Genomic DNA, 22,250 nt, shown 5'->3' with positions numbered 1-22,250 from the left:
ACCCCGAGGATGTTTCTCCTCCGTCGGCCCATCACCTGCCGGAACAGCACCCAAGACTCTCGTCCGGCACCAACCGCCCAACCAGATCCGTCATGCACGGTCCGACGAACGATCACCCCATGAGAAACCGCGTCTCAGTTCAGGCGGTCGATGGTTCGTGCGTAGTCGTGGAGTGAGGATCCGGGTGTTCCGTCGTAGAGGTTGTCGTCGAAGGCCCACATGAGTCCTTTCAGGCGGCAGGAGCGGACCTGTCGGGCTGCGTCGTCCATGACGCCGGGATAGTAGGGCCGTACGTGGGGTCCGGCGCTTTCGCCGCTGACGGTGAAGCCGGCGCGTCGGGCGATGGAGGTCACCCACCGTACCGAGGACCAGCGCCGGACGGCGGTGTCGGGGGGTGTGTCCAGGTCGGTGGCGGTGTCGGTTGCCCGGCAGCTGTTGTCGGGCGGCGTCCCCGATCCGTTGACCAGGGAGGTGGCGACGATCTGGACGCCTTTCCGGAGCCTGATCTGCTCGATGGTCCAGAAGTATGCGACTGCGCGGCCGATGAGGCCGTTGACGTAGGGTCCGGCGAAGTACTGCCGCAGGGCCGCGGCGTAGTCGCCGGGGTAGTAGCCGGCGCCGGGGACGAGTACTTTCAGCAGCCCCTGGAACCCGATGGACCGGTAGGTGTCCACTTGCCAGTTGACCGCGTCGGGCAGTGTTCCGAGGTACCACTGGTACCACCTGGCTGCCTGTTCGCGGGTGAAGGGCTCGCCCTTGTACTGGCGTTCTCCGGGGCGCCAGCCGGGATAGGGATTGGGGGGCAGGGTCCGTGCCCTGTCCGGGTGGGACGTCTCCTGTGCGGTGGCGTCGTAGGCCCAGTAGTCGTTGCCCGGCCGGCCGTCGTCCGGCACCGGCGGTGGCAGGGCGAACTCGCCCTTGTCGTTGACACCGACGCGGATCGCCCAGAATTTTCCCAGCCCGACTTTCTCTTCCAGGGCTTGGATGTAGCGGCGCACCTCGTCGCGGATCCTCTGATTGAAGACGATGTTGGAGGTGTCCTCGTACCGATCGCCGTGCTCGTTGGTGAACGCCGCTTCGGGGTAGCGCTCGTACAGCCAGGGCGGGGGATGGTTGAGGCCGACCCCCAACTCGATCCGGGCGCCCGCCTGGTGAAGGGTCCGCAGGTCGTCTTCGATCTCGCCGATGTAGTCGGTGTCGTATTCGCCCGGGGAGGGCTCGAACTGCTCCCAGCGGATGGTGACATGGGCAACGCCGATGCCGCGGTCGTGTTCCTCCCGGGCCTTGTCCGGGTCCGTACGGAGGGTGCCGAAGAAGTACGGTGTGCGGTGGCTTCCTGAGTTCTGCGGTGCCATGACGAGGGTGAGCACGGCAACCAGGACTGCCGTGAGCAGACCGCCGATGAGGCCCCGCTGCGCGCCACTCATGACAGCAACTCCTGGTAGAGGCTGGTGTACGCGGTGGTGAGCCGCCCGGCCTGGAAACGCTGTTCCACGGCGAGTCGGCCTTGTTCGGCCAGGGTGTTCCACCACGTCGGCTGCTCCAGGAGCCGGCACAGCAGCCGGGCCGCGCCGCCGTGGTCGCCGATGCGGCTGAGCATCACCGTGTCGCCGAGGGCGCTGAACTGCGGGTGGTCGCTCAGGAGGACCGGGCGTCCGGTCGCCAGGGCCTCCAGCACGGTCAAGGGTATGTCCGCCTTGCCGCCGAGGCTGCGCGGCACGTACAGCAGCACGTCCGCCGACGCGATCAGTGCGGGCATGTCGTCGACGTTGCCGCGCACATCCACGTCGGTGAGTCCCGCTGCGGCAGCGCGGTCGTGCACGGCGGCCCGGAGCGCGGTCTCGTTCTGCCCGGAGCGCGCTCTGAGGGCCAGTACCAGGCGGAAGCGGGCACCGGCCCGTGCCGAGCGGGCGGCTATCGCGAGGGCGTCGTCCGCGCCGCCGTCCGGATCGTGGTGGCCGGTGACCAGGACCATCGGCAGGTCGTGGGCCGGCCGGGGGCGGCGCGGCCAGCGGTCCAGCCGTACCCCAGGCGGTACGACACGCACCTCACCGAAGCCGGCCCTGTGCAGCTTCTCGGCCGTGGCGCCCGAGAGCGCCACGGTCCGCCCCAGGGGGCGGCAGTGCCGCAGCAGGCGGGGGTCTTTCACGGCGGGAACCGTGTGCAGCACGCGCCGGCCGGCGAGCATCGGGGGCCACAGGTGTGAGAAGAGCGGATAGCCCGAGCCTATGGTCATGACGGCGTGCACCAGGTCGACCCGGCGGCCGAGCACCGTGCCGGCGGCTGCGGCCTGCAGGCGTTGCCGTACATGGGGCAGACCGTCCCAGCAGGCGATGGGTACGGGCCGGCCGTGGTCGACCCTCGGCGGGCGGCCGCGCCCGGGCCACCTCGTGAACCACACGAATTCGATGCCGGGAACCGTCTCGGCGACCGCGGCTGCCAGCTGGATGTCGGCGCCCTCCTGTCCCTCCAGCGGGCCGCTGGTGAGCAGAAGCACCCGGGGGCGGACGCTAGCGGCGGGCATCGGCCTGTTCCTCGGGCGGGCCCGCCGGGGCCGGCGGGAGCCGGTAGAGGGCCAGTTTGCCGTACATCTGGCTGTGAGTGCTGAAGAGCATTTTGCCGTTCCTGACCAAACGCTGTGCCTCGCCCGGGGTGAACCGGCCGTAGCCGTCGTGGACGAGTTTCCAGGGGATGACCGCGTAGCGCACCTTGGTGGACGTGATACCGATGCGTTTGACGTGGTAGTCCTCCCTGAGCGTCCAGCCGGTGATGCCGCGTGTGGTCACCCCGTCCGCAGCGATGACCGTGCTGTCCCGGGGCACATGGGCCGTCATGAAGGTGCGCAGTTGGACGTACCCGTCGTCCGCCTGAAGCCGGGACTGGGCGTAGGAGATGCCGGAGGCGGTCACGGCCGCCGCAACGAACACCGCCGTGGCGGCCTGCGGGAGCAGACCACGGCGCGGGTGCGGGCGCGCGGCGGCCCGGTGTCGCGTGAGGATGTCGGAGCCGGCCACCGTCACCGCCGCGATGTTGGGCACCACCAGCAGGTAGAGGAATTTCTCCTCGAGTGTTCCCAGCGCCAGTGCGTAGGCCAGTGTGAGGCCCGCGGACAGGTGGAAGAGAGCCAGCAGACGGTGCGTGCGGTCCTTGTGGCGCAGCAGGACGGCCAGCGCGGCCGGTGCCAGGATCAGCAGGACATAGGTGGGCCAGAAGGTGGGCAGCTCCTCGAAGAGGCGCTCGGAGAGCGGGTTCCCCCTACGGGCGTTGAACCCGGTGTCCTGGACCAGTCCCAGCAGGCGGCGGATCCCGCGGGTCTTGGCGTCCCAGAAGGCGTCGAAGTGACCGGCTGCCGCGACGACGGTCACGTAGAGGCCGTAGCACGCCACCGCCGTTGCCGCGCAGACCGCCGCGAGGCGCCGGGGCGGGCCCCAGTTCAGTGCCAGGGCGAGGACCAGGGGCAGGACGGTGATCAATGCGGCGTGGTCCTTGGTCAGTATGGCGAGGCCGAAGCAGAGTCCCGCGCCGGCGGCCCGGAGCACCGCGCGTCCAGGCGGCGGGTCGCGGGTGAGGGCGAGCAGTTGCAGGTAGCCGGCCAGCACCCACAGCAGCGCCCCGGTCTCCATGATCGCCAGGCCGTTCTGCCGGATGCAGTACGGGTCCGCGAGGAAGAGCAGGCCCGCCACCACGCCGGCTCCGCGCGTCGCGGCACGTGACACCAGGAGCACCAGCAGCGCGGCCGTGCCACCGGCCAGCACCCCGTTGAGCACCCTCCCGGCGTACACCCCGGCGATGTCGGTGTCCGTGCCCAGGAGCCTGCTCCATCCGGCCCACAGATAGAAGAAGCCGGGAGGATGGAGGAAGAACAGTCCGGTGTCGGTGCGGGGGAATCCGCCCTCGGCGGCGCTGTCGCTCACTTCCTGGTAGATGACTTCGTCGACGAACAGGTCCGTCGAGCGGTCGACCCCGAGGAGCCGCACCGTCACGGTCAGCAGGCACGCGGCGGCGGCAATGATCACCGTTGCGCTGCGTGTCCCGTCGCGTGCCGCGCTGCGGGGAGCACTGGTCGTGGTCATCGCGGACTCCGGTGAAGTGGCGCCGCCCGGGCAGGGCGGGGAGCGGCGGTGCGGCATCCGAGGGGGGACCGTGTCCGGCCGGTGAGCGCGTGGGCGGGTGCGGGTGCGGTCACCGCGTGGTGTCCCACGGCGGCCACCAACCGGTGTCTGCGGCCGGTTGCGCCGGGTGCCGGCCCCGGCCGGAGTCGGGAGAGCGCCGGTTCCGGGCTCCCCCGGTCGCCTGAACGGTGGCCCCGGGGACGAGTGCGGCCGCGAGGCGGTGCGACGCACGCCTGCGAGGTGCTCATGTCGAGCGGGGTGCGCGTGGGAGAGCGGTTCTGGGCAGCGGGCACTGGGAATCACCTCTCGTGCACGGGGGCCGCCGGACGGTCCGACGGGGCCAGCAGGCGCCGGGCGAGTGACCGGTACCGCTGCGTCATGGCCTCGACGGTGTACTGCCGTGCCGTGAGCACGGCCCTTGCGCCGAGGCTCTGACGCAGCGCGGGATCGTCGGCCAGTTGCCGTATCTGCTCGGCCAGCGAGTCGACGTCGAAGGGCGCAACCCTCACGTCGCCGTCACCGCCCATCCAGCGCAGCGCCGGCAGGTCGAAGTGCACGACGGGTTTGCCGTAGGACATCGCTTCGAGTGCCACCACGCCGAACGTCTCCTGGCGCGAGGGCATCACCACGAAGGTGCTTGCCTGCAGCAGACGGTGCTTGCGCTCTCCCTCCACATGGCCGACCGTCCGCACGGCCGGACGGGGCGGGGTGTCCTGTGTCGTCATGCCGAACTCGTCCAGCAGCTTCCCCAGTCGTTTCTCCTCCGCCTTGGTGCCGTGGCCCGCCATGACCAGCGGGAGCGTCACCCCGGACCTGGCGTAGGCGGCCAGAAGGAGGTCCAGGCCCTTCTGCCACAGGTCGATGCGTCCCATGAACAGGATGTATCCGTCGGCGGTGGCGTCGTCCGGGCCCTGCGCGCCGTCGGCGGTGGCGTCGTCCGGGCCCTGCGCGCCGTCCCTGGTGCGGTCGGCCGGCGGATCGACCCCGTTGGGGATCACTTCCACCGTGGTGCGGGGACTGAGACTCCGGATCGCGTCGGCGTCGGCATGGTTCATGACGACGAGGTTGCGATAGCGGCGGTAGCCGATCCGCTCCGCGCCTTGGAAGGGCAGGTGGTACTTACGGCGCAGGAACTCGCCGTAGCGGACCTTGTCGATGCCCACCACCGGCGCCCGTGTCACCAGCGGAAGCAGGCCCGCGGAGAACGGGGGAGTGAGGTTCTCCATCCACAGCTCGTGGGGTATCCGGCGGGCGGCGAACGGCAGCACCGCCTGGAACAGCAGCTGCCCTCCACGGGGGCCGGCCCACGCCACGGGAAGGACCCGGTAGGTCACCCTTCCCTCGGCGCGGGTGCAGCCGCGCCGCCCGGCGGTGACCACCGTGACCTGGAACTCCTCGGCCAGGCTCCGAGCCACCCTCTCCAGGGTCACGGCGCTGCCCCCGCCGTAGTCGGCCTGCCCGGTGTTGTCGAAGTTCGAGATCACCACCCTGGGCGGGCCGGTGCGGGCCGCGGCTGTCGGCGCCCTGTCGGACATCAGCCGTATCGCCTCGGCCGCCGTTTCGGACGGGTCGCCTCCTGCCGCGAGCCTCTTGACGCCGGGCACGTTCCGCTCCCAGCGCCGGTAGCGGAGCCGCCAGCCGTCGGCGACCGGATCATCGCTCTGCCGTTCGTAACCCGCACGGGCCTGCGGGCCGTCAAGGAGGAGCAGGGTGACGTCGTACCGGCCGGCCAGCCGGGTCAGCCGGCGTGCCGCGGACGAGCCGGGGACGGGATCGAATTTCGCCAGGGTGTCGAGCGGCCCCCGGTCGGTGATGACGGCCGTCGTTGCGGCCCGGCCCCGCCGTACGGACAGGCGGGCCATGGCCAGGCGTGCCCTGAGTTCGGCGGCGTCGAGCAGGCAGTGGGCGCCGTGCAGGAACCGGAGGAGTGCCGCGGCGGGGCCGGGCTGCGCCCGCGTCGTACTGTGACGGCGGTCGGGCAGTCTGCGGCACAGCACGCACCCGTAGCAGTGGGCCGTGGAGACGGCGCAGCCCCGCTGCCGCAAGATCTGTGCGAGCCCGCGCACCAGCGTCGTCTTGCCGACCTCGTCCGGGCCGGAGACCCCGACGAGGACAGGCTTCGTCCCCGTGTGCGTCGTTTTCATGGGGAGGCACTCCGTAGCGTCTTGGTGACAACGAGCGGCCCACGCAGGGCCAGCTCCCGCACGGCCGTGGGCAGGTTGCCTCGACGTGCGAGATGACGGGCGTGCTCGGCACCGACGCGCAGCGAGGCCGACACCGGCAGGGGAAGGGGCAGGGGGACGGGGACCCCGACATCCAGTCGCGCGACGGCTTCGGTGACCACGTCCAGCGCGGCGCGGCAACCGGTCTCCCAGCCCTCTCCGGCCGCCTCCCGCAGCGCCCGGGCGACGATGTCCGGCCGCAGCAGGCCCCGCACCGCCAGCAGCTCGGACATGTCCAGGGTGAGGTTCTGGAACAGTGCGTGGGCCAGCCAGATGCGCAGCGCGTCGGCTTCCCCGGGCAGCAGGCAGCCATGTCCCGGGCAGGGCACGGCCCGGGCGAACAGTCGCCCTGTGGGGATGACGGGTACGCCGAACCAGGAGACGGCGGTGTGCAGGTGAACGGCCGGGCCGCGGGGCGGCCACAGCAGCACTTTGGTGGAGCGCTCCAGCCAGTACGTCGTCCGGCGTACGTACCAGGGCGCCAGGACCCGCTGGCTCGCCTGCCACCGGCCGGCCGGCACGACGAGATCGAAGTTGTCGTAGACGTAGTCGCCCGCCGGGTCGGCTTTGATCAGGACCGCCGGTATCCCCGCGGAGTCCAGCAGGTTGGTGACGTCGTCGAGGTTGCGCCGGAAGAGGGCGGTCTTCTCCCGGGTCTGGGCAAGCGAGTTCCCGAGCGGACCTGGATACGCACGTGCCAGCCGGCCCTCCACCTGGTTGCGTCGCGCAAGGACGAGCGTGCGGTTCAGCCGGCCGGCATCGGCCGTTGGCCGGCGGTTCGTCCACACGGCTTCCACGAGCAGTGTGTCGGCGCTGGGGGCGTCGCCGGAGGCGGCGGCAGCCGGGCCGTCGTGTGCGTCTGGTGACGGCGGCATGTCGGTCTCCGTGGGCTCTTCGGACGCGGCGGGCGCAGGTGCGCGCTGGACGCCGCGATGACGGAAGAAGCGCAGCGTGGCGCGTGCTCCCAGCGCCGTCGCAGTGATCAGCCAGGCAACCGGTACGGGACGCAGCACTATCAGCAGCCCGGCCAGCAGGAGTGGTTCCGCCAGCGGCGGCCGGCCCAGCAGCCCGGCACCGTACCGACGCACGAGCCGCAGGACGAGCAGGGCGGCTGCGGCCGCCGTCCCGACGGCGGATCCCGCCGCGAGACCCACGATCCCGCCCAGCTGCCAGCCGGCCACCAGCGCAGCGACGCAGACGGCCAGCCCGAGGACCTGACCGCGCAGACACCTGTAGTCGTTGACGGCCTGGTGGAAGGTGGCTCCCAGGTTCAGCACGCCGACGGCGAACCCCGACACCGCGGCGAACGCGACGAGTTCACCCATCCGCGTGTAGTCGGCGGGGAAGAGCCGAGTGAGCACCGCCGTGGGAGCGGTCGCGCAGATGGCCGTGATCGGCAGTGCGACCGTGAGGTACAGCCGCACGGCATTGGTGGCCAGTGCCGTGGTCGCCGTGCGCCTGGACAGGGCCGTGAAGTAGGCGGTCGAGATCGCACCGGCCAGGAAGAGAGGCACCCGGCCGAGCATGGCGCTGGCCTGGTAGCTCGCGGCGTCGGAGGAGGTCAGGGGCAGCACCGTCACCAGCACGACGGCGACCGCCGCGACGACTGCCACCATGCCCTGCACCGCGGTGATACCGAGGGCTGTGCGGGCCAGATCCCGGTAGGCGCGCACGCGCAGCAGCCGCCGCCCAGCCCCGGACACCGCCGAGTACGGCCACCAGATCAGCAGCGGGAGCACCGCGACGCCGAGCGCTGCCACCGCACCTGTTTCCGCCAGGCCCAGCGCGGCGACGAGCAGCAGGCCGACGCTGAACTTGCACAGGGCTCCGGCTGTGGTCGCGCAGGCGAGCACACGCAGACGTTCGGTGCCCTGCAACCAGCCCACGGTGACCGTGGTGAAAAAGATCAGCAGAACGCCGAGTGCGATCACCACCGTGGTGGCCGGATCGGCGAACTGAAGAGCCACACTGCTCGCGGCGGCCGCCGCCACCAGGCCGGCCCCGGCTCCCAGAAGGGCGGTGAACCGGGCGGCCTCCCGGCCCTCGGCCTCCGAGCCGGCTCGTGCCAGCGCCTGGGCCAGCACCCAGGGAATGCCCACGAACGCCACCGTCGACGCGCACAGCACCAGTCCCTGCCCCGCACCGAAAACCGCGTACGCCTCGACGTCCAGGAGGTGGGTGAGCACCAAGGCGTACCCGTAGTTCAGCACGCCGACGGCCACCGCGGCCCCCGTGACCCATCGGGCGCCGTGCTCGGGGCCCCCGGTGTCCTGGTGCACCCGGTCCGTCCCGCCCGGAGAGGCTTCCGTGGCGGTCGTCCCGGTGCTGCGGGGCGACGTCATGGCTGAGCCGGCTCGCTGCCGACGAGCAGGTCCTGCCGGTGGGCGAGGCCGGTCAGGGAGACCGCGCTGTCGGGTACGCCCAGCCGCCGCAGTGCGCCCAGCACGCGCACTTCGTCGCAGCCGTGCAGCAACAGCCGGAAGGTGTCGCCGTGCCGGCTCCAGCCGTCCGTACCCCGCAGAAGACGCTCGATCGTGTGCTCCATGGCGTCCGCGTCAGGGGCCTGGAACCGCACGAGGACGGTGAGATCACTCGTCCGGCGCCGCGAGCGGCGGTGACGGCGCGTGCGTTGCCATTCCTCGACCACTACAGCAGCCAGCCGCTCGGCGCTGTCGTCCCAGGAGAACCGCGTGCTCCACGCGTGGCACTGCTGCGCCATACGCTCTCGTGCACGGGGGTCCTCGAGCTCCGCGAGGGCCGCCAGGACGCCGTCCGCGAGCTTCGCCTCCGCAGGCAGCAGCCAGCCGGTACGGCCGTGCTGGACGGCATCGCGCAGCCCCGGTACGTCATAGGCCACTCCCGGTGTCCCCACGGCGTTCGCCTCCAGGACGGTCAGTCCCCACCCCTCGGCGACGGACGGCACGACTGTCACCCAGGCACCGGCGAGCAGTTCCCGTTTGCGCTCCTCGGTGACATGACCGTGGAAGTCCACGGCCTCGGCGACGCCCAGGTGCTCGGCCAGCCGGCGCAGGGAGGGAAGTTCCTCCCCGTCACCGCACATGTCGACCCGCAGGTCCGGGCGGTGCGACAGCAGTTCAGGCAGGGCACGGATCAGCAGGTCGATGCGCTTGTGGGGGACCATACGGCTTACCACGGTGATGACGGGTCGATCACCCGGGGAGCCGGGGGCAGGGTACCTGGGCAGCGCTTGCCTTGCTGCGGCCGGTCCCGGCCCGCCGTTGGGCACGATGTAGATCGGGTTGCCGAAGCCGAGACTCCGGCGCGTCCCCTCCCGCGTGGACGGGGAGACCACGACAACGGGGCGACCCTGGTAGACCCACCGGCTGATGTCCTTCTCCAGGATCCGGCCCACGACGTTCAGGGGCCACCGGAAGCGCAGATCGAACTGGTCCTGGTGGATGTGGTGGATGACGCAGATGTCGGCTGTCCAGCGAGGAGTGAACAGGGGAGAGAAGAACGGTATGCCGTTCTGGAAGTCGATCACGGCGTCGTACGCGTGTCGGTGACGTACCAGGTGACGTGCCGCAGCCGCGTACACCCCGAAGGCGCCACCGTGCCGCACGATCCTTATTCCGTCCGACACCTCGGACTCGGCCGAGCCCGGGTGCCGCGCCGTGAACAGAGTGACCCCGGCGCCCGCATCGACGAATCGTCGGGCGATTTCGTAGCAGTACGCCTCGGCGCCCCCGGCCGCGGGATGGGAAGGGTCGCGCCAGTTCAGCAGCAGTAGGTCTGCGGCACCTATGTGGTCGAGGGCAGTCACGTCGATCACCTACCGGACACCGAGAGCCGGACAAGGTCCGCCACGGAACGCAGACCGTCGTGCCGGATGGAGAACGTCGAACCCGGCACGTCGGACCAGGCCACGGGCACCTCGACGACATCACCGCCTTCTCGTGCGACGCGTGCGAGAACCTCCACGTCGAAGGAGAAGCCGTCGATGCGGCAGTCCGCGATGACCCTCCGGACGAGCCGGCCGTCGAAGAACTTGAACCCGCACTGGGTGTCGGCGATCTCGGGCAGGACCAGGCGTGCCAGACTCCGGAACACCCATCCGCCGCACTTACGGGGGAAGGACTGCTCGATCCGGTAGCGCGCCCCCGGGGCCCGCCGGGAGGCGATGACCGCGCTGTGGCCCTCCTGAAGGAGTGCCATGACCGCATCGAGGGTCTGGACGGGGGTGGCGCTGTCGGCGTCGGCGAAGCCCACGAAGCGGGCGCGTGAAGTGGCGATACCGCGGCGCACCGCCGCTCCCTTGCCGTGCTCGCTGCACCCGATGACATGCACGCCGACCGGAGCGTCCGCGAAGGGGTCGAGGACTTCGAGGGTGCAGTCCACGCTGTCGTTGTCGACCACGACGACGGCCGAGGACCAGGGCCGCTGCGACAGGTAGTCGACCGTGCAGGCGAGGGTCTCGGGCAGCCGGCGTTCCTCGTTGAGCGCCGGAACGATCAGCTCGAGGTCGACGGCGGGGCGCGCGAGCCACGGCGGGATCTCGCCGGGCCCCCCGGAGACGAAACGCGAGGTGGGCCTGCGCAGTATCGGTGTCGGCATCAGGGTCCGCCTCCTCCGGCCCAGCGGGCCGTACGGTCACCTGTGAGCTGCGGAGCGCAACGATCCGGCGGGGACGGCACGGAAGCATGCGAAGTCTCAGATGTTCGGAAGGCCGGCATGTCGAGAGAAGCCTCTCGGTGCGTCACGATTACACCGTATACGTACACCTTCGGGTCTTTTGTGCTTGGAGTCAAGGGCATGCCTTCAGGAGCGAAGCAGCAGAGACGGCGGGGCGCGTACCGGCGCCTTCAACCTGCCTGAACTCCTGGGCCTGCGGTCCAGCCCGGTGGTCCGGCGGCCCGGTTGCCGATCACCTTGCTGGCCGGTACCAAGCTCGCGACCCCGCAGGTTTGCTCTGCTCGGGTGACCCCAAGCACCGTGTCAGCACGGGTCGTTCGGCGGGGGCAGCACCGATCGGTACCAGCAGCGTCTCCTTGACAGGCCCGGGCAGTTTCCTTTCCGTCTCCGCCGCGAAGACCTCCAGAAGCCGGGTGGCGACCTCGGAGCCAAGTCGTTCGGTTCCACAGGCGATCTGTCGGTCCGTCTGTTCTGCACCGCCTCACTCAAGCGGCCGGCCCCGACCGGCGTGTACGCAGGGCGGCGCCGGGACCGGGCGTGGGTGAGCAGCTGTTCGGGCCCGAGGACCGGTGGCGCGAGCCCCTTGTTTGCCTCACCTCCGCCAGGCCGACGCCATGGAGTGATGCGCACATCGAGACCTCACCGCCCAGACCACCACCTACGAAGACCGTCGCGACAAAGACGGTGCGAACGGATGGCGGCCTTGCCCGAGACCGAACGGAGCGAGTCGAAGGACGCTGCCGCAGTGCCTCGTCGCGTCCGGGCCGGCGGCGACCATGATCGGCAACGGCATCTGTGACCACCATCGGCGACGATCACTGAGTCACCTCACGGAGCGGGGGACGGTGGAGTGGTGAGTGCCTGTTTTCCCCAAAGGGGGCATGAGGTGCAAGCTGGAAGGGAGGCCCCCTCGTGATCCCGGGTGCGGGCTCGGGACACGCGGTCTCGCCCACCGCGAGTGAGCTCTCCCGGGCTCGGCAGGAGGGAAGCGAGATGACAGAACAGGTCACCACCGGTACGCGCTGGCACCTCACCGGCGACTGGTTCGATGTGTGCAAGTGCGCCATACCGTGCCCCTGCACGTTCGCCCAGCCCCCGACCTACGGCGACTGCGAGGGCGTGCTGGTCTGGCACATCCGGGAAGGCGGCTTCGGCGATGTGCGGCTCGACGATCTCAACGTCCTGATGCTCGGCTCCTTCGTCGGCAACCCCTGGGCCGGCACGCACACCGAGCCGTACGCCGCGGTCTTCCTCGACGAACGGGCCGACGAGCAGCAGCGCGCCGCGCTCGGAGCCATTTTCGGCGGTGAGGCGGGCGGGTGGCCGGCGCAGTTCGGGGAGATGTTCCACCCCGAGATGCGCGGCATGGACTTCGCCCCCGTCCACGTGGAGATCGACGAGGACCTCGGTGGCTGGCGGGCCGAGGTTCCCGGCCGGGTCACGGCCACCGCCGAGGCACTCACCGGCCCGACGACGCCGGACGGTGCGCGCGTCCAGGTCCACAACGCCCCGGGCGCCGAGGTCGGACCGGGCCAGGTCGCCACCTGGGGACGGGCCACCGCCGACCGCGCCGACGCGTTCGGCTTCTCCTGGGAACGCTCGGGGAAGTCGAGCAAACACTTCCCGTTCGACTGGAGCGGTCCTGAGTAGAGGAGGCACAGCCTTTCGTACGGTCTCCGGGGCCGGTCGGGTCACATGTCGTCCATCGTCGGCATCGACGCCTGCAGCCCCGGCAACAACCAGTCCTGGGACGGCGCGAGCACGGCGAGCACGGCGAGCACGAGAAACGCTGCGCCCACGCCCCGGGCGAGCAACGGCCCACGGGACCACAGCTTCTCCACGAAGATCACCACAGCCAGTCCGGCCATCGCAGCCACGTTCATCACGCCGAGCGGAACAAGGACGACCATCAGTCCCGCGCAGCAGCCGACGCAGTATGCGCCGTGGTGGACGCCGACCCGAAGATCGCGGGCCGGCGGCCGGAACCCGGCATAGCGCACCAGGTGGCTCATGGGGTCGCGGCAGTGCCGGAGACAGACGTTCTTGAGGGGACCGAGCTGGTACAGCCCCGCGAGCAGGAAGGCAGCTGCGCCGATCCAGCGTCCGGCGGTCGGATGGTCGTCCACCAGGCCGCCGGTGACGGCGAGGGCCGCGTAGGCGAGCAGACCGAAGGCGGTCCACACCAGGAGGTACCCACCGGCGAACTCGACGGTCCGCACGGTCCGCGCCCAGCCGGAGGACTGGCGGCCGATCCCGCGCGCCCAGGTGAGGGCCACCGGCGCCATGGACGGCAGCATCATGGCCGTCATCATCGTCAGCCACAGCAGCAGGAACAGCGGCAGCGCCATTCCCATCGTGCCGGGCTCGACCCCCATGTCCCGGGCCTGCCCTATGGTCAGCGCCCAGGCGGGTACCGCGATCAGGACGATCAGCAACCAGGCGGCGGCGAGATCCCGAGCCGGCAGCAAGCCCCCGCCCGCTCCGGTCGGCGCGGGCGTCCTGGCGGACACGAAGGCGGAAGTCAGGCTGTGACGCATCGGCGTGTACTCCTGCGGCTGGTTCCAGGACAGCACGCATCCCCCCGCGGCGCGACTGCGCACGCCCCGGAGGCAGCGCCTTTCGACCCCCACGACATCAGCCCTACGACATCAGCCCCTCACCACCGCCCCGGCCGCCCGCGCCGCAAGCGACGACCTGTGCGCGGACGCGCAGACGGCCGCAGTGAGCGGGATCCATGAGCGGGGCGGCGACTCCACACACAGAGCACCGTCACCGGGCGCGGGGCGTCGCGGAGGCGCGGTCCTCCTGGCCCAGAGGGGGGTACACGCGCCCTCTTCTTCTTCAAACTCGCCTGATCGACCGCCCTGCGGGGTGGCCGGCGCCGTTTCGCCTCACGATCGGCGAGGGAGCCGTGCCTTCTCGGTCTTTGGCTCCGCTTCCGCGTACCCCGTGGCCGGGGAACTCGCGTCAGCACGGATGCGGATTGAGACAGGAGCCCACGGAGTGCGTATCGCTTCACAGGAAGACCGACGACCGCGCCGGTGTTCCCGCACGTAGTCCGACCTCGGCGTGCCCCTCTCGAGCACGCCCGTCGCCCCGACGGAACGCCGGGTGCCCCATGGGGCACTCCGCGGATGCCGCCCAAGGAGGACCGCCGATGAAATGGCCCGATGCCGAACCGCGGTACGCCCCCTCCGGGGGCGATCCGGTGCAGGAGATTCGGGACTCGTTCCAGGCCGTTCTGGACGGCTTGGACGCCGCACGGGCCGATCTCCGCACTTTGCGACAACAGCCCCTTCACCCTGGCGACATGATCGCGGCCGGCACTCGTGCTGGTCACTCGGGTCCGGTTCCCGAGGGAACCGTGGTCGCGCCCCTGTGGTCCCGCGGCATGCACTCCGGAGAGGCGACACGGAGGGAGCCAGGGCCGCCACCCACGGCGACGGGCGCAGGTCTGCCGCCCACCCAGCCTCCGGCGGTCGTGCCGCTGTCCGCTCCGCTGCAGGACGCCCCCGGCGTCCCGTCCGGCCCCCGTGTGGACAGCCGCCGCCCGCCCGCCCCAGGGCCGCGGGCCGTGCCTACGGCTTCGCTCGTCGCGCCGCCCTCCCGAGCGCCCGTGCGCGCGGAACCCCGCGGCCCACTCGCACAGCCAGGCGGCCGAGAGCGCCGACGTCTCAGCGACCGGCGTCACGCCCGCTTCGCCGGAGCCGTGGGACTTGGCGCAGTGGGCGGATTGATCCTTGCCTCTGCTCTCTTCGGCAACGAGCACCAGGCACCCGTGCAGCCGGCCGGCATGGGTCAACCGGACCAGCCGCTCCCCGGCAGCTCATCGCTCCCCGAGATCCCGGGCACCGGGATCCTGCGCCCGGGGGACAGCGGCCATGGCGTGTACGAGTTGCAGGTGCGTCTGCTTCAGATCCCGCACATCTACGACGGTGGCGCGGTCGACGGCCGCTACGGCACCGAAGTGCGGCAGGCGGTGTCCAGATTCCAGCAGCGCTACGGCATCCGCGGCGACGAGAGCGGCGTCTACGGAAACAACACCCGCCACGCCCTCATGCTGCGCACGAAGTAGCGCCTCAAGGGCGACGACGAGCCTGCGCGGCAACGGCGTTGGACGCGGCGGTGCTGCGCGGTGCAGGAGGCGTTCCCCGCCCGACGCCCAGGAGCGCACCCCGCGCGGATGCGGCACCTGGTCAAGCAGCTCAGGGCACCCGCGCGGTCACCCGGATGCCGGGCATCTCCCAGTGCGCCGTCCAGCGGTCCGCGTGAAGGACCAGGTCGAGAACACGGGCGCGCCGGTCATGACTGGCTGTTGAGGAATCCGATGGTCACGGCCCCCCACCACCCGAGTTGAGAGAGGACGGCCGAGATCACTCCGCGCACGAGCAGTCTCCGCGGGGGCCACGTCCCTCCCTGGTCGGCCAGGGAGCGGTGCACCACTTGCGCGTGCACTCCATTGAGCGCGATCGCGAGGACGAGCACCAGCTTGACCCGCGTGAGGGGTGCCCGCGGGTCGGGGTCGAGAGTGATCCCGCTCAGCACCAGGCCGGCCAGCCCCGCCCACACGGGCACATGCAGCGGACCGGCGAACTCCAACGCCTGACGCAGGCTCCGCCTCCCCAGCAGCCACAGCGCGCCGTAGTAGTCGATGGTCAGCACCGAGCCCAGTCCGACGACCAGCGCCCCCAGATGCACGAAGAGGGCGACCGTGCGGACCGCTGGGCCGACCTCCACATGCAGTGCCGCCCATACGCTGCCGGCCCATGCCAGACAGATCAGCACGTCCGCGACGACGAGCGTCCAGCCGTGCAGCGCTCCGAGGGACCGGCCCGGCTTCATGCGATCACCTCCTTCGGGCGGTGGGGCGGTGGGACGACGAGGTGAGGACAGACCCGCCGGCCCACCGCCCGGTCGGTGGGAGACGGATCAGTCCCGGGCCACCCAGCCGACCATGATCCCCATGACGTCGTCGTGCGAGTGCCCGTCGATGTCGTACCTGCTGGTCACTTGGAGGACGTCCCCGCGGCTGATGCTGCCGAGGGGGCCATCGCTGCACGGCGGCATGTCCGAGACCTCGGGGTTTCCGTGGAGGTCGACGAACTCGGGGCTGCCGCCTTCCTCCGCCTTGATGGAGCACAGGAGCTTGCCCGTGGTCAGGTTCTCGGTCCGCACCGTGTCACCACCGTGGTGGAGATGGCCGCGCATGTGCACCAGCGTCCCGGAGATCGTGGACCGCCACCGGCGGGACTTTTCACTGACTCCCTCCGGAGCGTCGTACACGCTGCCGAGGCAACCGCCCGCGTCCATCCAGATCGGTGTCACCGGCTCGAGCCCCGAGCCAGCGGCGGACTCGTGCGTGTAGGTGACGGAGATGTAGACCGTCTTCTGCTGCGGGGCGTGATTCATCAGGTCGTAGACCATGTTCCAGCGCTCGCCCTTGCCGACCTTGACGCCGTATCCGGAGGGTAAGACGCTTTCCACCCGCTCGTTGCCGGAAGCGAATACCCGCTGCGGGCCCTTGCATACGACATCGCTCCGCCGATGGGTGCCCATCACCACGTGGTGCAGCATCGGGCCGGTGTTGACATTGGCGTTCGACCCGTCCGCGTAGACCAGATTGGGTTTGAATCCGGTGATGAAGCAGTCGTCGCACGGCTTCTGGACATTGAAGGAAAGTCGGTTGCCCGACTCCCCGTGGTCGTGGCCGGACGCGGCCGGGATGGTGAACGGGCCGTACCGTACGGTCGTGACCTGCGGACCGTCCTGCCGTGGCGCATCGGAGGCGGCAGGGGCGGCGGCTGCGGCGGGCGGAAAGGCCCCGGCCGCAAGAGCCGTGGCGAGGACCACGGCGGTCAACGCGATCTTTTGCTGCAGCATGTTTTCCCTCCATGCCTGAGAGAGGCTCTTTGAACTCCATTGACGAGTAAGCAATTTGAGCGCGCTTCACCCGGGCCCTCACAAGGTGGGCACGTCAGGAGAACCGATCGGCACGCGAACGCGGGCGATGTCTTTCACCAACTGGAGCGGGGTGCGGCGGTCAACACCTCGGGAACAGGCGGGGCCTCCGAGGGGGTCCCCCTCATTGGCAACGACCTCGCCTGGCTGACCGTAGGGTGACGTGCGCTCATTCCGCTGTCAACGGACGCCGCGCCGCTAGGAGAACCGGGGGATCACGCCTGGGTTGCTGACCAGCGTTCACCCGGGGGAACTCGCTCCTCGGGCACATGCGACACCGGCGACTTCACCGGTTCGTGGTGGCCGAGGACCGGTGATTCAGGCGCTGCCGCCCCGCGAGAGGCCCCCGGCCGACCGCCGGGCGGAGGACACGGTGCGGGCGGTCGCCGAAGCCAGGCCGGCGAACAGCCTGTGCATCAGTGCCGTCCACGCCTTGCGATCCGGGCCTTCGATGTTCAAGGCGGTGAGTACGTCGACTCCGAGAGACACACACAGCACCAGGCGGGCGCATGCCGCGCTGTCGACCTCCGTGGTGAGCGAGCCGTCCCGTTGGGCGAGTTCGACCAGATCCGTCAGCTTGGTCTCCGCCTTGCGCAGAGCAGCGTGGACCCTGCGGGCGACCTCGTCGTCCCGCCGTGCGGCGGCGAGCGCCTCGCTGACGAGGGGCGCCCACGTCCGCCGACGGGGGTCGGAGAGGTCGGTGGTGATCATCTCGAGCAGATCGGCGGAGGCGGCCCCACGGTCGAGTGCCTCGCCGAGCTTGCGCGCGGCGGCTGCCAGACCGCGATCGACCGCCTCGGCGAGAAGGTCGGCCTTGTTCCTGAAGTTGCCATAGATGGCGCCGGTCGAGAGCCCGGCACGACGGGCTATGTCCTGTACGCGCGCGCGGTCGTAACCCTGCTCACCGAATTCCTGCACGGCCGCCTCGATCAGCCGCTCACGGATCAGGCCGTTGGACTGCCCAGAGAGGTCATCAGGCTCTGCCACGGCCCAAGCCTAACCGCGCAGGGGGACTTCAGGGATCCGGCCCTCGAAGCGCGGCGCTTTCGGCTGTCGCAGCCGTTGCGCTCACCCACGCGAATAGTCATTATTCTCGGCTTGAGACTTCGAGTCGGGAGGCGTGCGCCATGACGTACGGCACCGAGCAACCCCCCATCATCGGACGACAGGCCGAGCGCAGGCGGCTTGCGGCGGCGGTGGACGCCTGCCGGGAAACAGGAGGCGGCGCCCTGCTCCTGACCGGTGACCCCGGGATCGGCAAGACCGCACTGCTCCGTGACGCGTCCCACCTCGCCGACGGCTTCCGCATCGTGCGGGCCGACGGCGTACCGGCGGAGCAGGACGTCGGATACGGAGCGGTGCAGCGGCTGATCAGACCGCTGGCTTCCGACATCCGCCGACTGCGGCCGCAGTTCCGCGACGTCCTGGAGCGGCTGCTGCTCGGTCACGTACCGCCGCTCCCGGAGCGGACAGTGGTGGCGGTCGCGGTACTGGCGCTCCTGGCGAGGGCGGGCAGCCGCCTCCCGGTGCTCGTCGGTGCCGACGACCTGCAATGGGTCGACGCCGAGTCGCGGTACACCCTCGGCTTCGTAGCGCGCCGGATCGACACCGAGCGGGTCCTGATCCTGGCCGGCACGCAGAATGACCGGTGCGCCGCGCTGTCCGGCGTGCCGGTGCTCCGGCTGGCGGGCCTGAGCGATCAGGACTGTCTGCGGCTCATCGACCGGGCCAGACCGTCCACCGTGGCACCGTCGGTTCGCGAGGTGCTCCTCCACGCGGCCGGTGGCAACCCCCTCGTCCTGCTGGAACTGCTGCGAACGCTCACCTCCACGGAGTTGAGCCGGCTGTCCCGGCTGCCAGAGCCCCTCCCGCTGACTCCTCATCAGGCCCGCCTGTGGCTCGCCGAGTTCCGTCGGCTCCCCGGCGACTGCCGGAGGCTGCTGTTGCTGCTGGCCGCGGAACCGGGGCTGGATCTCCCGACGCTCCTCCGTGTGGCCCGTCGAGCGAAGGTGGACCCGTCGGCCCTGACGTCCGCTGAGACCGCGGGCCTGCTCACCGTCTCGAAGACCGTGATCTCCTTCCGGCACGACGAGCTCGGCCGGGCCATCTGCCAGGGGGTGGATCTCTCCGAGCGGCACTGGGCGCACGACACGCTGGCGCGAGCGTTCGCCGAGACGGACGACGGTCGTCGCTGCTGGCACGAGGCAGCCCTGCTGTCGGATGCCGACAGCGAACTGGCCGACGCGTTGGAACGCCAGTCGGCCGGCGCCGATCGGCGCGGCAACCGGGCGCGGGCAGCGGCCTTCATGGAACGTTCGGCCGAGCTGACCCGCGAGGACGGCCGCCGGGGGAGCCGCCTGGTCGTTGCGGCCGACTGCCACAGGCGGGCCGGACGGACGCGGCGCGCAGCCCGCTTGCTGGAACGCGCCGAGAGCTTGGTCGGCACGGATCAGCCGTCCTTACGGGGACACATCGCCTACCTCAAGGGGTTGATCTCCCTGCACCACGCTGCCGCACCGGATGCCTACGACAGCCTCATGAGTGCGTCCGGTCTCCTGGCCGGTGACGACCCGTCGCTGGCAGTCAAGGCGCTGGTGGCAGCGGGAGAAGCGAGTTTGTACACGGGCAACGCGGCCTTACCCGTGCAGTTCGGCCGCCGCGCGAAGGCGGTACTCGACGGCTCAGCGCGCAAGGAACAGCAGGAGAGCCGATTCGCCGCCGACGTTCTGCTCGACGTCGTCGAGTTGCTGCATGGACGACTCGCGGCCGCGGTGCCGCGGTTGCGGGGACGCCTCGACGCGGCGGCCCAGGTGGACGATCCCCTCCTGCTCACCTGGGCATCGCACGCTGCGCTCTTCGTCGCCGACGACGCCCGCGCGCGCACGCTGGCAACGCGAGCGGTGACTCTTGCCCACACCGCAGGTGACACACCCGCGATGGTGCACGCCATGCAGTACCTCTCGTACCCGGAATGCTGGCTGAGAGGACCGGAGACCGCGACGCTCACCGCGACCGAAGCCCTGCGGCTCGCCCGGGGAACGGGCCAGCTCAGCTGTGTCCGCAATCTGATGGGGATCCTGATGCTGGCTGCGGGGATGGCCGGGGACGCCGGGGCCTGCGGGCAGTACGCGGACCGCGTCGTCGGCGAAGCGCAGGAACACGGCCTGGGCCTCGCTTCCGCCCTTGGTCTGTGGGGCCTGGCCCAGCTGGATCTCGCCTCCGGAAACTGGGGCGAGGCGGCGGTCAAGCTGCGTCGGCTCGCCCGGACGAGGCTCGGACATCCCGGCGTCGCGATGGAAGCCGTGCCCAGCTACGTGGAAGCTGCCGTCCGAGCCGGGGACCTGCCGCGAGCGGAGCGCGCCGTGGCCAGGTTCGCCCCGTGGGCGGAGGCGATCGGGCGGGGGTGGCCGACCGCTCTGGCAGCCCGTTGCCGCGCCCTGCTGGGAACCGGCGACACCGAAGGACACTTCCGGCACGCTCTGCGTCTGCACCCTATCGGCGACCGCGAACTCGAACTGGCTCGCACCTGCCTGCTCTACGGCGAGTACCTCAACCGCGAGCGTCGACGCGCGGACGCCCGCGCCCAACTCCGGGAGGCCGCTGACATCTTCCGCAGGCACGGAGCGCGGCTGTGGCTCGACCGGACCCGGGCCGAGCTGCGCGCCACCGGGGACGACGGGGAGCCGACGGAGAGCCCGGCGGCCGTACGTGGCTCATGGTCGACCGTACTGACGTCCCGTCAGCAGCAGATCGTCCGTCTGGTCGCCCAAGGGGCGACCAACAAGGAGATAGCGGCGCAGCTGTACCTGAGTCCACGCACCGTCGACTACCACCTGCGTCGCGTCTTCGAACGCCTGGGAATCACCTCGCGCGCCGACCTGATCCGCCGGTGCACGGTCGGCACGGGTTCCGGCACGTGATCCGCTGCCGGCCATGGCCGGTCCGAAGGCCGGTCTCGGTTCTCCGCGCCGACCTCGAGGACTCCACCGCGCGTGGAGTCCTCGAGGCGGTGACGGGTTCGGTGAGTCACCGCTGGTGTTCGAAGGCCCCTATGTCGCACGCCGGGCCCTGGGGCCGGGGGACGCCGCGCTGATCGGCGGAGGGGCAGTCCCGTGCGGCGTCGAGGGCGGGACTACCGGCCAGGAGCGGCACGGTGTCTGTGGGGCCGCCGTGGTCGCCGAGGGGCGCCAGGTGGGGGTCACGTCGAGGGAGATCGCCTTCGGCCGTGAGGCTGCAACTGTTGCCGCTGTCGAGGTTGTTGCCACGTGATTCGATGGTGGCGAACGCCTTCTTGCAGTCGCCGGGGGCCTGGCCGACGGTGTTCCCGGCGATGATGGTGTCGCGCAGGGTCAGGTGACCGAGCGGCAGGTTGACGATGTCGGGGATGGGCCTGGGGAGGCTGTCAAGGTAGGCGGGGGCGATGTTGATCCCGCCGCCGCCGTCGGTGGCGGTGTTGCCGGTGATCGTGGAGTGGCGGATGTCGACCAGGCCGGTGCCGCGTATGTCGATGCCACCGCCGTATCCGGAGAGGCTGCCCGGCCGTTCCCAGCGGTCGGTGACTCGGTTGTCGGCGATCGTCGAATTGACCACGGTGCCGGTGTCGTCGAACCGAATGCCTCCGGCCTCACCCGCCGTGTTGCGGCTGACGGTGCTGTCGATCAGCGTCAGGTGGGAGTCGGGAATGTTGAAGATGCCGCCTCCGTAGCCGGCGGTGTTCCCTGTCACCGTCACCCGGCGCAGTGTCATGTCCTTGCTGTTGGCGATGCCGCCTCCGCCCGGGTCGGTGACAGGCACTTCCCGCTGCTTGGCGTCTCCTCCGGTGATGGTGAGGTCGGACAGCGTCGTGTCGGCACCCATGCGGAAGACCCGGTCGACGTGGTTGGCGTCGATGACGGTCTCGCGGGCCCCGGCGCCCCGGATCGTGGTCGGCGCGAGAACGTTCAGATCGCCTGTGGTCGGGTCTGCGGTGCGTGTGTTCAACAGGTCGGGGTCGGGAGCAATGGTCAACCGGTAGCGGCCGGCGGGTAACTCGATCGTGCTGCCGGGCTCGGCGTTGGCGGCCATGACCGCCGCACGCAGGGTGCAGGTCCCCGCGGCGGTGCGGCAGACACCGTCGGACGCGTCCGCGTCCACGGCGTCTTCGGTGGAGTCGACCGTGACGGTCGTGCGTTCGGGAGCTGCCTGCGCAGTGACCGGGATGGAGGCAGCGGCAGCAGCGAGGACAGCCACAACGGCGGCTGACGCCGGAAGGTCGGTCAGTTTTCTCATGACGTGCGGCTCCTACTGATTCGTAGTGCGCGAAGGT

Annotated in this window: 15 protein-coding genes; 3 read left to right on the top strand and 12 right to left on the bottom strand. The window is 70.6% G+C overall.

Annotated features, from left to right (window positions below; genetic code table 11):
- Positions 1–134: 134 nt before the first annotated feature.
- From ACFYOV_RS18465 to ACFYOV_RS18435, 7 genes are all read right to left on the bottom strand, one after another.
- Complete coding sequence (locus ACFYOV_RS18465) at positions 135–1,427, bottom strand: beta-galactosidase (RefSeq protein WP_389088982.1); 1,293 nt, start codon at positions 1,425–1,427, stop codon at positions 135–137.
- A complete protein-coding gene (locus tag ACFYOV_RS18460) occupies positions 1,424–2,524 on the bottom strand; it encodes a glycosyltransferase family 4 protein (RefSeq protein WP_389088981.1) in 1,101 nt (366 codons plus the stop codon). Before ACFYOV_RS18460 ends, ACFYOV_RS18465 begins: the two co-directional genes overlap by 4 nt.
- On the bottom strand, positions 2,511–4,073 hold the full coding sequence (locus tag ACFYOV_RS18455) for an ArnT family glycosyltransferase (RefSeq protein WP_389088979.1): 1,563 nt from the start codon (positions 4,071–4,073) through the stop codon (positions 2,511–2,513). Before ACFYOV_RS18455 ends, ACFYOV_RS18460 begins: the two co-directional genes overlap by 14 nt.
- Before the next feature lie 338 nt (positions 4,074–4,411).
- On the bottom strand, positions 4,412–6,256 hold the full coding sequence (locus ACFYOV_RS18450; protein ID WP_389088978.1) for a glycosyltransferase: 1,845 nt from the start codon (positions 6,254–6,256) through the stop codon (positions 4,412–4,414).
- Positions 6,253–8,676, bottom strand: a complete 2,424-nt coding sequence (locus ACFYOV_RS18445; protein ID WP_389088976.1) for a hypothetical protein — start codon at positions 8,674–8,676, stop codon at positions 6,253–6,255. Before ACFYOV_RS18445 ends, ACFYOV_RS18450 begins: the two co-directional genes overlap by 4 nt.
- Positions 8,673–10,118: a glycosyltransferase family 4 protein gene (locus tag ACFYOV_RS18440; RefSeq protein WP_389088975.1), complete on the bottom strand. Its 1,446-nt coding sequence runs from the start codon at positions 10,116–10,118 to the stop codon at positions 8,673–8,675. The genes ACFYOV_RS18445 and ACFYOV_RS18440 overlap by 4 nt, the downstream gene beginning before the upstream one ends.
- 5 nt (positions 10,119–10,123) lie before the next feature.
- Positions 10,124–10,909 (bottom strand): glycosyltransferase, encoded by a 786-nt coding sequence (locus tag ACFYOV_RS18435; RefSeq protein WP_389088973.1) that lies wholly within the window; start codon positions 10,907–10,909, stop codon positions 10,124–10,126.
- A 1,071-nt stretch (positions 10,910–11,980) separates the two neighbouring features.
- Here ACFYOV_RS18435 and ACFYOV_RS18430 point away from each other — a divergent pair.
- Positions 11,981–12,637, top strand: coding sequence for a DUF1326 domain-containing protein (locus ACFYOV_RS18430; RefSeq protein ID WP_389088972.1), 657 nt, complete (start codon positions 11,981–11,983; stop codon positions 12,635–12,637).
- A 41-nt stretch (positions 12,638–12,678) separates the two neighbouring features.
- Here ACFYOV_RS18430 and ACFYOV_RS18425 read toward each other — a convergent pair whose 3' ends face one another.
- Positions 12,679–13,524, bottom strand: coding sequence for a DUF2182 domain-containing protein (locus ACFYOV_RS18425; protein ID WP_389088970.1), 846 nt, complete (start codon positions 13,522–13,524; stop codon positions 12,679–12,681).
- Positions 13,525–14,711: 1,187 nt separating this feature from the next.
- Here ACFYOV_RS18425 and ACFYOV_RS18420 point away from each other — a divergent pair.
- The gene (locus ACFYOV_RS18420) at positions 14,712–15,062 is read left to right on the top strand and encodes a peptidoglycan-binding protein (protein ID WP_389088969.1); all 351 of its coding nucleotides are present in this window, start codon (positions 14,712–14,714) and stop codon (positions 15,060–15,062) included.
- 227 nt (positions 15,063–15,289) lie between these two features.
- Here ACFYOV_RS18420 and ACFYOV_RS18415 read toward each other — a convergent pair whose 3' ends face one another.
- The 3 genes from ACFYOV_RS18415 to ACFYOV_RS18405 all read right to left on the bottom strand — a co-directional run bounded on the left by ACFYOV_RS18415 (position 15,290) and on the right by ACFYOV_RS18405 (position 17,932).
- Positions 15,290–15,829, bottom strand: coding sequence for a hypothetical protein (locus tag ACFYOV_RS18415; protein ID WP_389088968.1), 540 nt, complete (start codon positions 15,827–15,829; stop codon positions 15,290–15,292).
- An 87-nt stretch (positions 15,830–15,916) separates the two neighbouring features.
- Positions 15,917–16,867: a hypothetical protein gene (locus tag ACFYOV_RS18410; RefSeq protein WP_389088966.1), complete on the bottom strand. Its 951-nt coding sequence runs from the start codon at positions 16,865–16,867 to the stop codon at positions 15,917–15,919.
- A 396-nt stretch (positions 16,868–17,263) separates the two neighbouring features.
- A complete protein-coding gene (locus ACFYOV_RS18405; RefSeq protein WP_389088965.1) occupies positions 17,264–17,932 on the bottom strand; it encodes a TetR/AcrR family transcriptional regulator in 669 nt (222 codons plus the stop codon).
- A 140-nt stretch (positions 17,933–18,072) separates the two neighbouring features.
- On the opposite strand from ACFYOV_RS18405, the gene ACFYOV_RS18400 reads away from it, so the two are divergent.
- Positions 18,073–20,865, top strand: coding sequence for a LuxR C-terminal-related transcriptional regulator (locus ACFYOV_RS18400; protein WP_389088964.1), 2,793 nt, complete (start codon positions 18,073–18,075; stop codon positions 20,863–20,865).
- Positions 20,866–20,971: 106 nt separating this feature from the next.
- On the opposite strand, the gene ACFYOV_RS18395 is transcribed toward ACFYOV_RS18400, so the two are convergent.
- Entirely contained in the window at positions 20,972–22,213 is a 1,242-nt protein-coding gene (locus tag ACFYOV_RS18395; RefSeq protein ID WP_389088963.1) for a choice-of-anchor Q domain-containing protein, read from the bottom strand.
- Positions 22,214–22,250: the final 37 nt, after the last annotated feature.

The organism is Streptomyces sp. NPDC005931 (genome assembly GCF_042871235.1).
Taxonomy (GTDB): Bacteria; Actinomycetota; Actinomycetes; order Streptomycetales; family Streptomycetaceae; genus Streptomyces.
The sequence above is the reverse complement of the archived record's forward strand: the minus strand, read 5'-3'. Positions and strand labels throughout refer to the sequence as shown.

What these genes read in the sequence shown, in the direction of transcription:
- ACFYOV_RS18465 (WP_389088982.1), bottom strand. Translation starts at nt 1,427, where the DNA reads ATGAGTGGCGCGCAGCGGGGCCTCATCGGCGGTCTGCTCACGGCAGTC.
- ACFYOV_RS18460 (WP_389088981.1), bottom strand. Translation starts at nt 2,524, where the DNA reads ATGCCCGCCGCTAGCGTCCGCCCCCGGGTGCTTCTGCTCACCAGCGGC.
- ACFYOV_RS18455 (WP_389088979.1), bottom strand. Translation starts at nt 4,073, where the DNA reads ATGACCACGACCAGTGCTCCCCGCAGCGCGGCACGCGACGGGACACGC.
- ACFYOV_RS18450 (WP_389088978.1), bottom strand. Translation starts at nt 6,256, where the DNA reads ATGAAAACGACGCACACGGGGACGAAGCCTGTCCTCGTCGGGGTCTCC.
- ACFYOV_RS18445 (WP_389088976.1), bottom strand. Translation starts at nt 8,676, where the DNA reads ATGACGTCGCCCCGCAGCACCGGGACGACCGCCACGGAAGCCTCTCCG.
- ACFYOV_RS18435 (WP_389088973.1), bottom strand. Translation starts at nt 10,909, where the DNA reads ATGCCGACACCGATACTGCGCAGGCCCACCTCGCGTTTCGTCTCCGGG.
- ACFYOV_RS18430 (WP_389088972.1), top strand. Translation starts at nt 11,981, where the DNA reads ATGACAGAACAGGTCACCACCGGTACGCGCTGGCACCTCACCGGCGAC.
- ACFYOV_RS18425 (WP_389088970.1), bottom strand. Translation starts at nt 13,524, where the DNA reads ATGCGTCACAGCCTGACTTCCGCCTTCGTGTCCGCCAGGACGCCCGCG.
- ACFYOV_RS18415 (WP_389088968.1), bottom strand. Translation starts at nt 15,829, where the DNA reads ATGAAGCCGGGCCGGTCCCTCGGAGCGCTGCACGGCTGGACGCTCGTC.
- ACFYOV_RS18410 (WP_389088966.1), bottom strand. Translation starts at nt 16,867, where the DNA reads ATGCTGCAGCAAAAGATCGCGTTGACCGCCGTGGTCCTCGCCACGGCT.
- ACFYOV_RS18400 (WP_389088964.1), top strand. Translation starts at nt 18,073, where the DNA reads ATGACGTACGGCACCGAGCAACCCCCCATCATCGGACGACAGGCCGAG.
- ACFYOV_RS18395 (WP_389088963.1), bottom strand. Translation starts at nt 22,213, where the DNA reads ATGAGAAAACTGACCGACCTTCCGGCGTCAGCCGCCGTTGTGGCTGTC.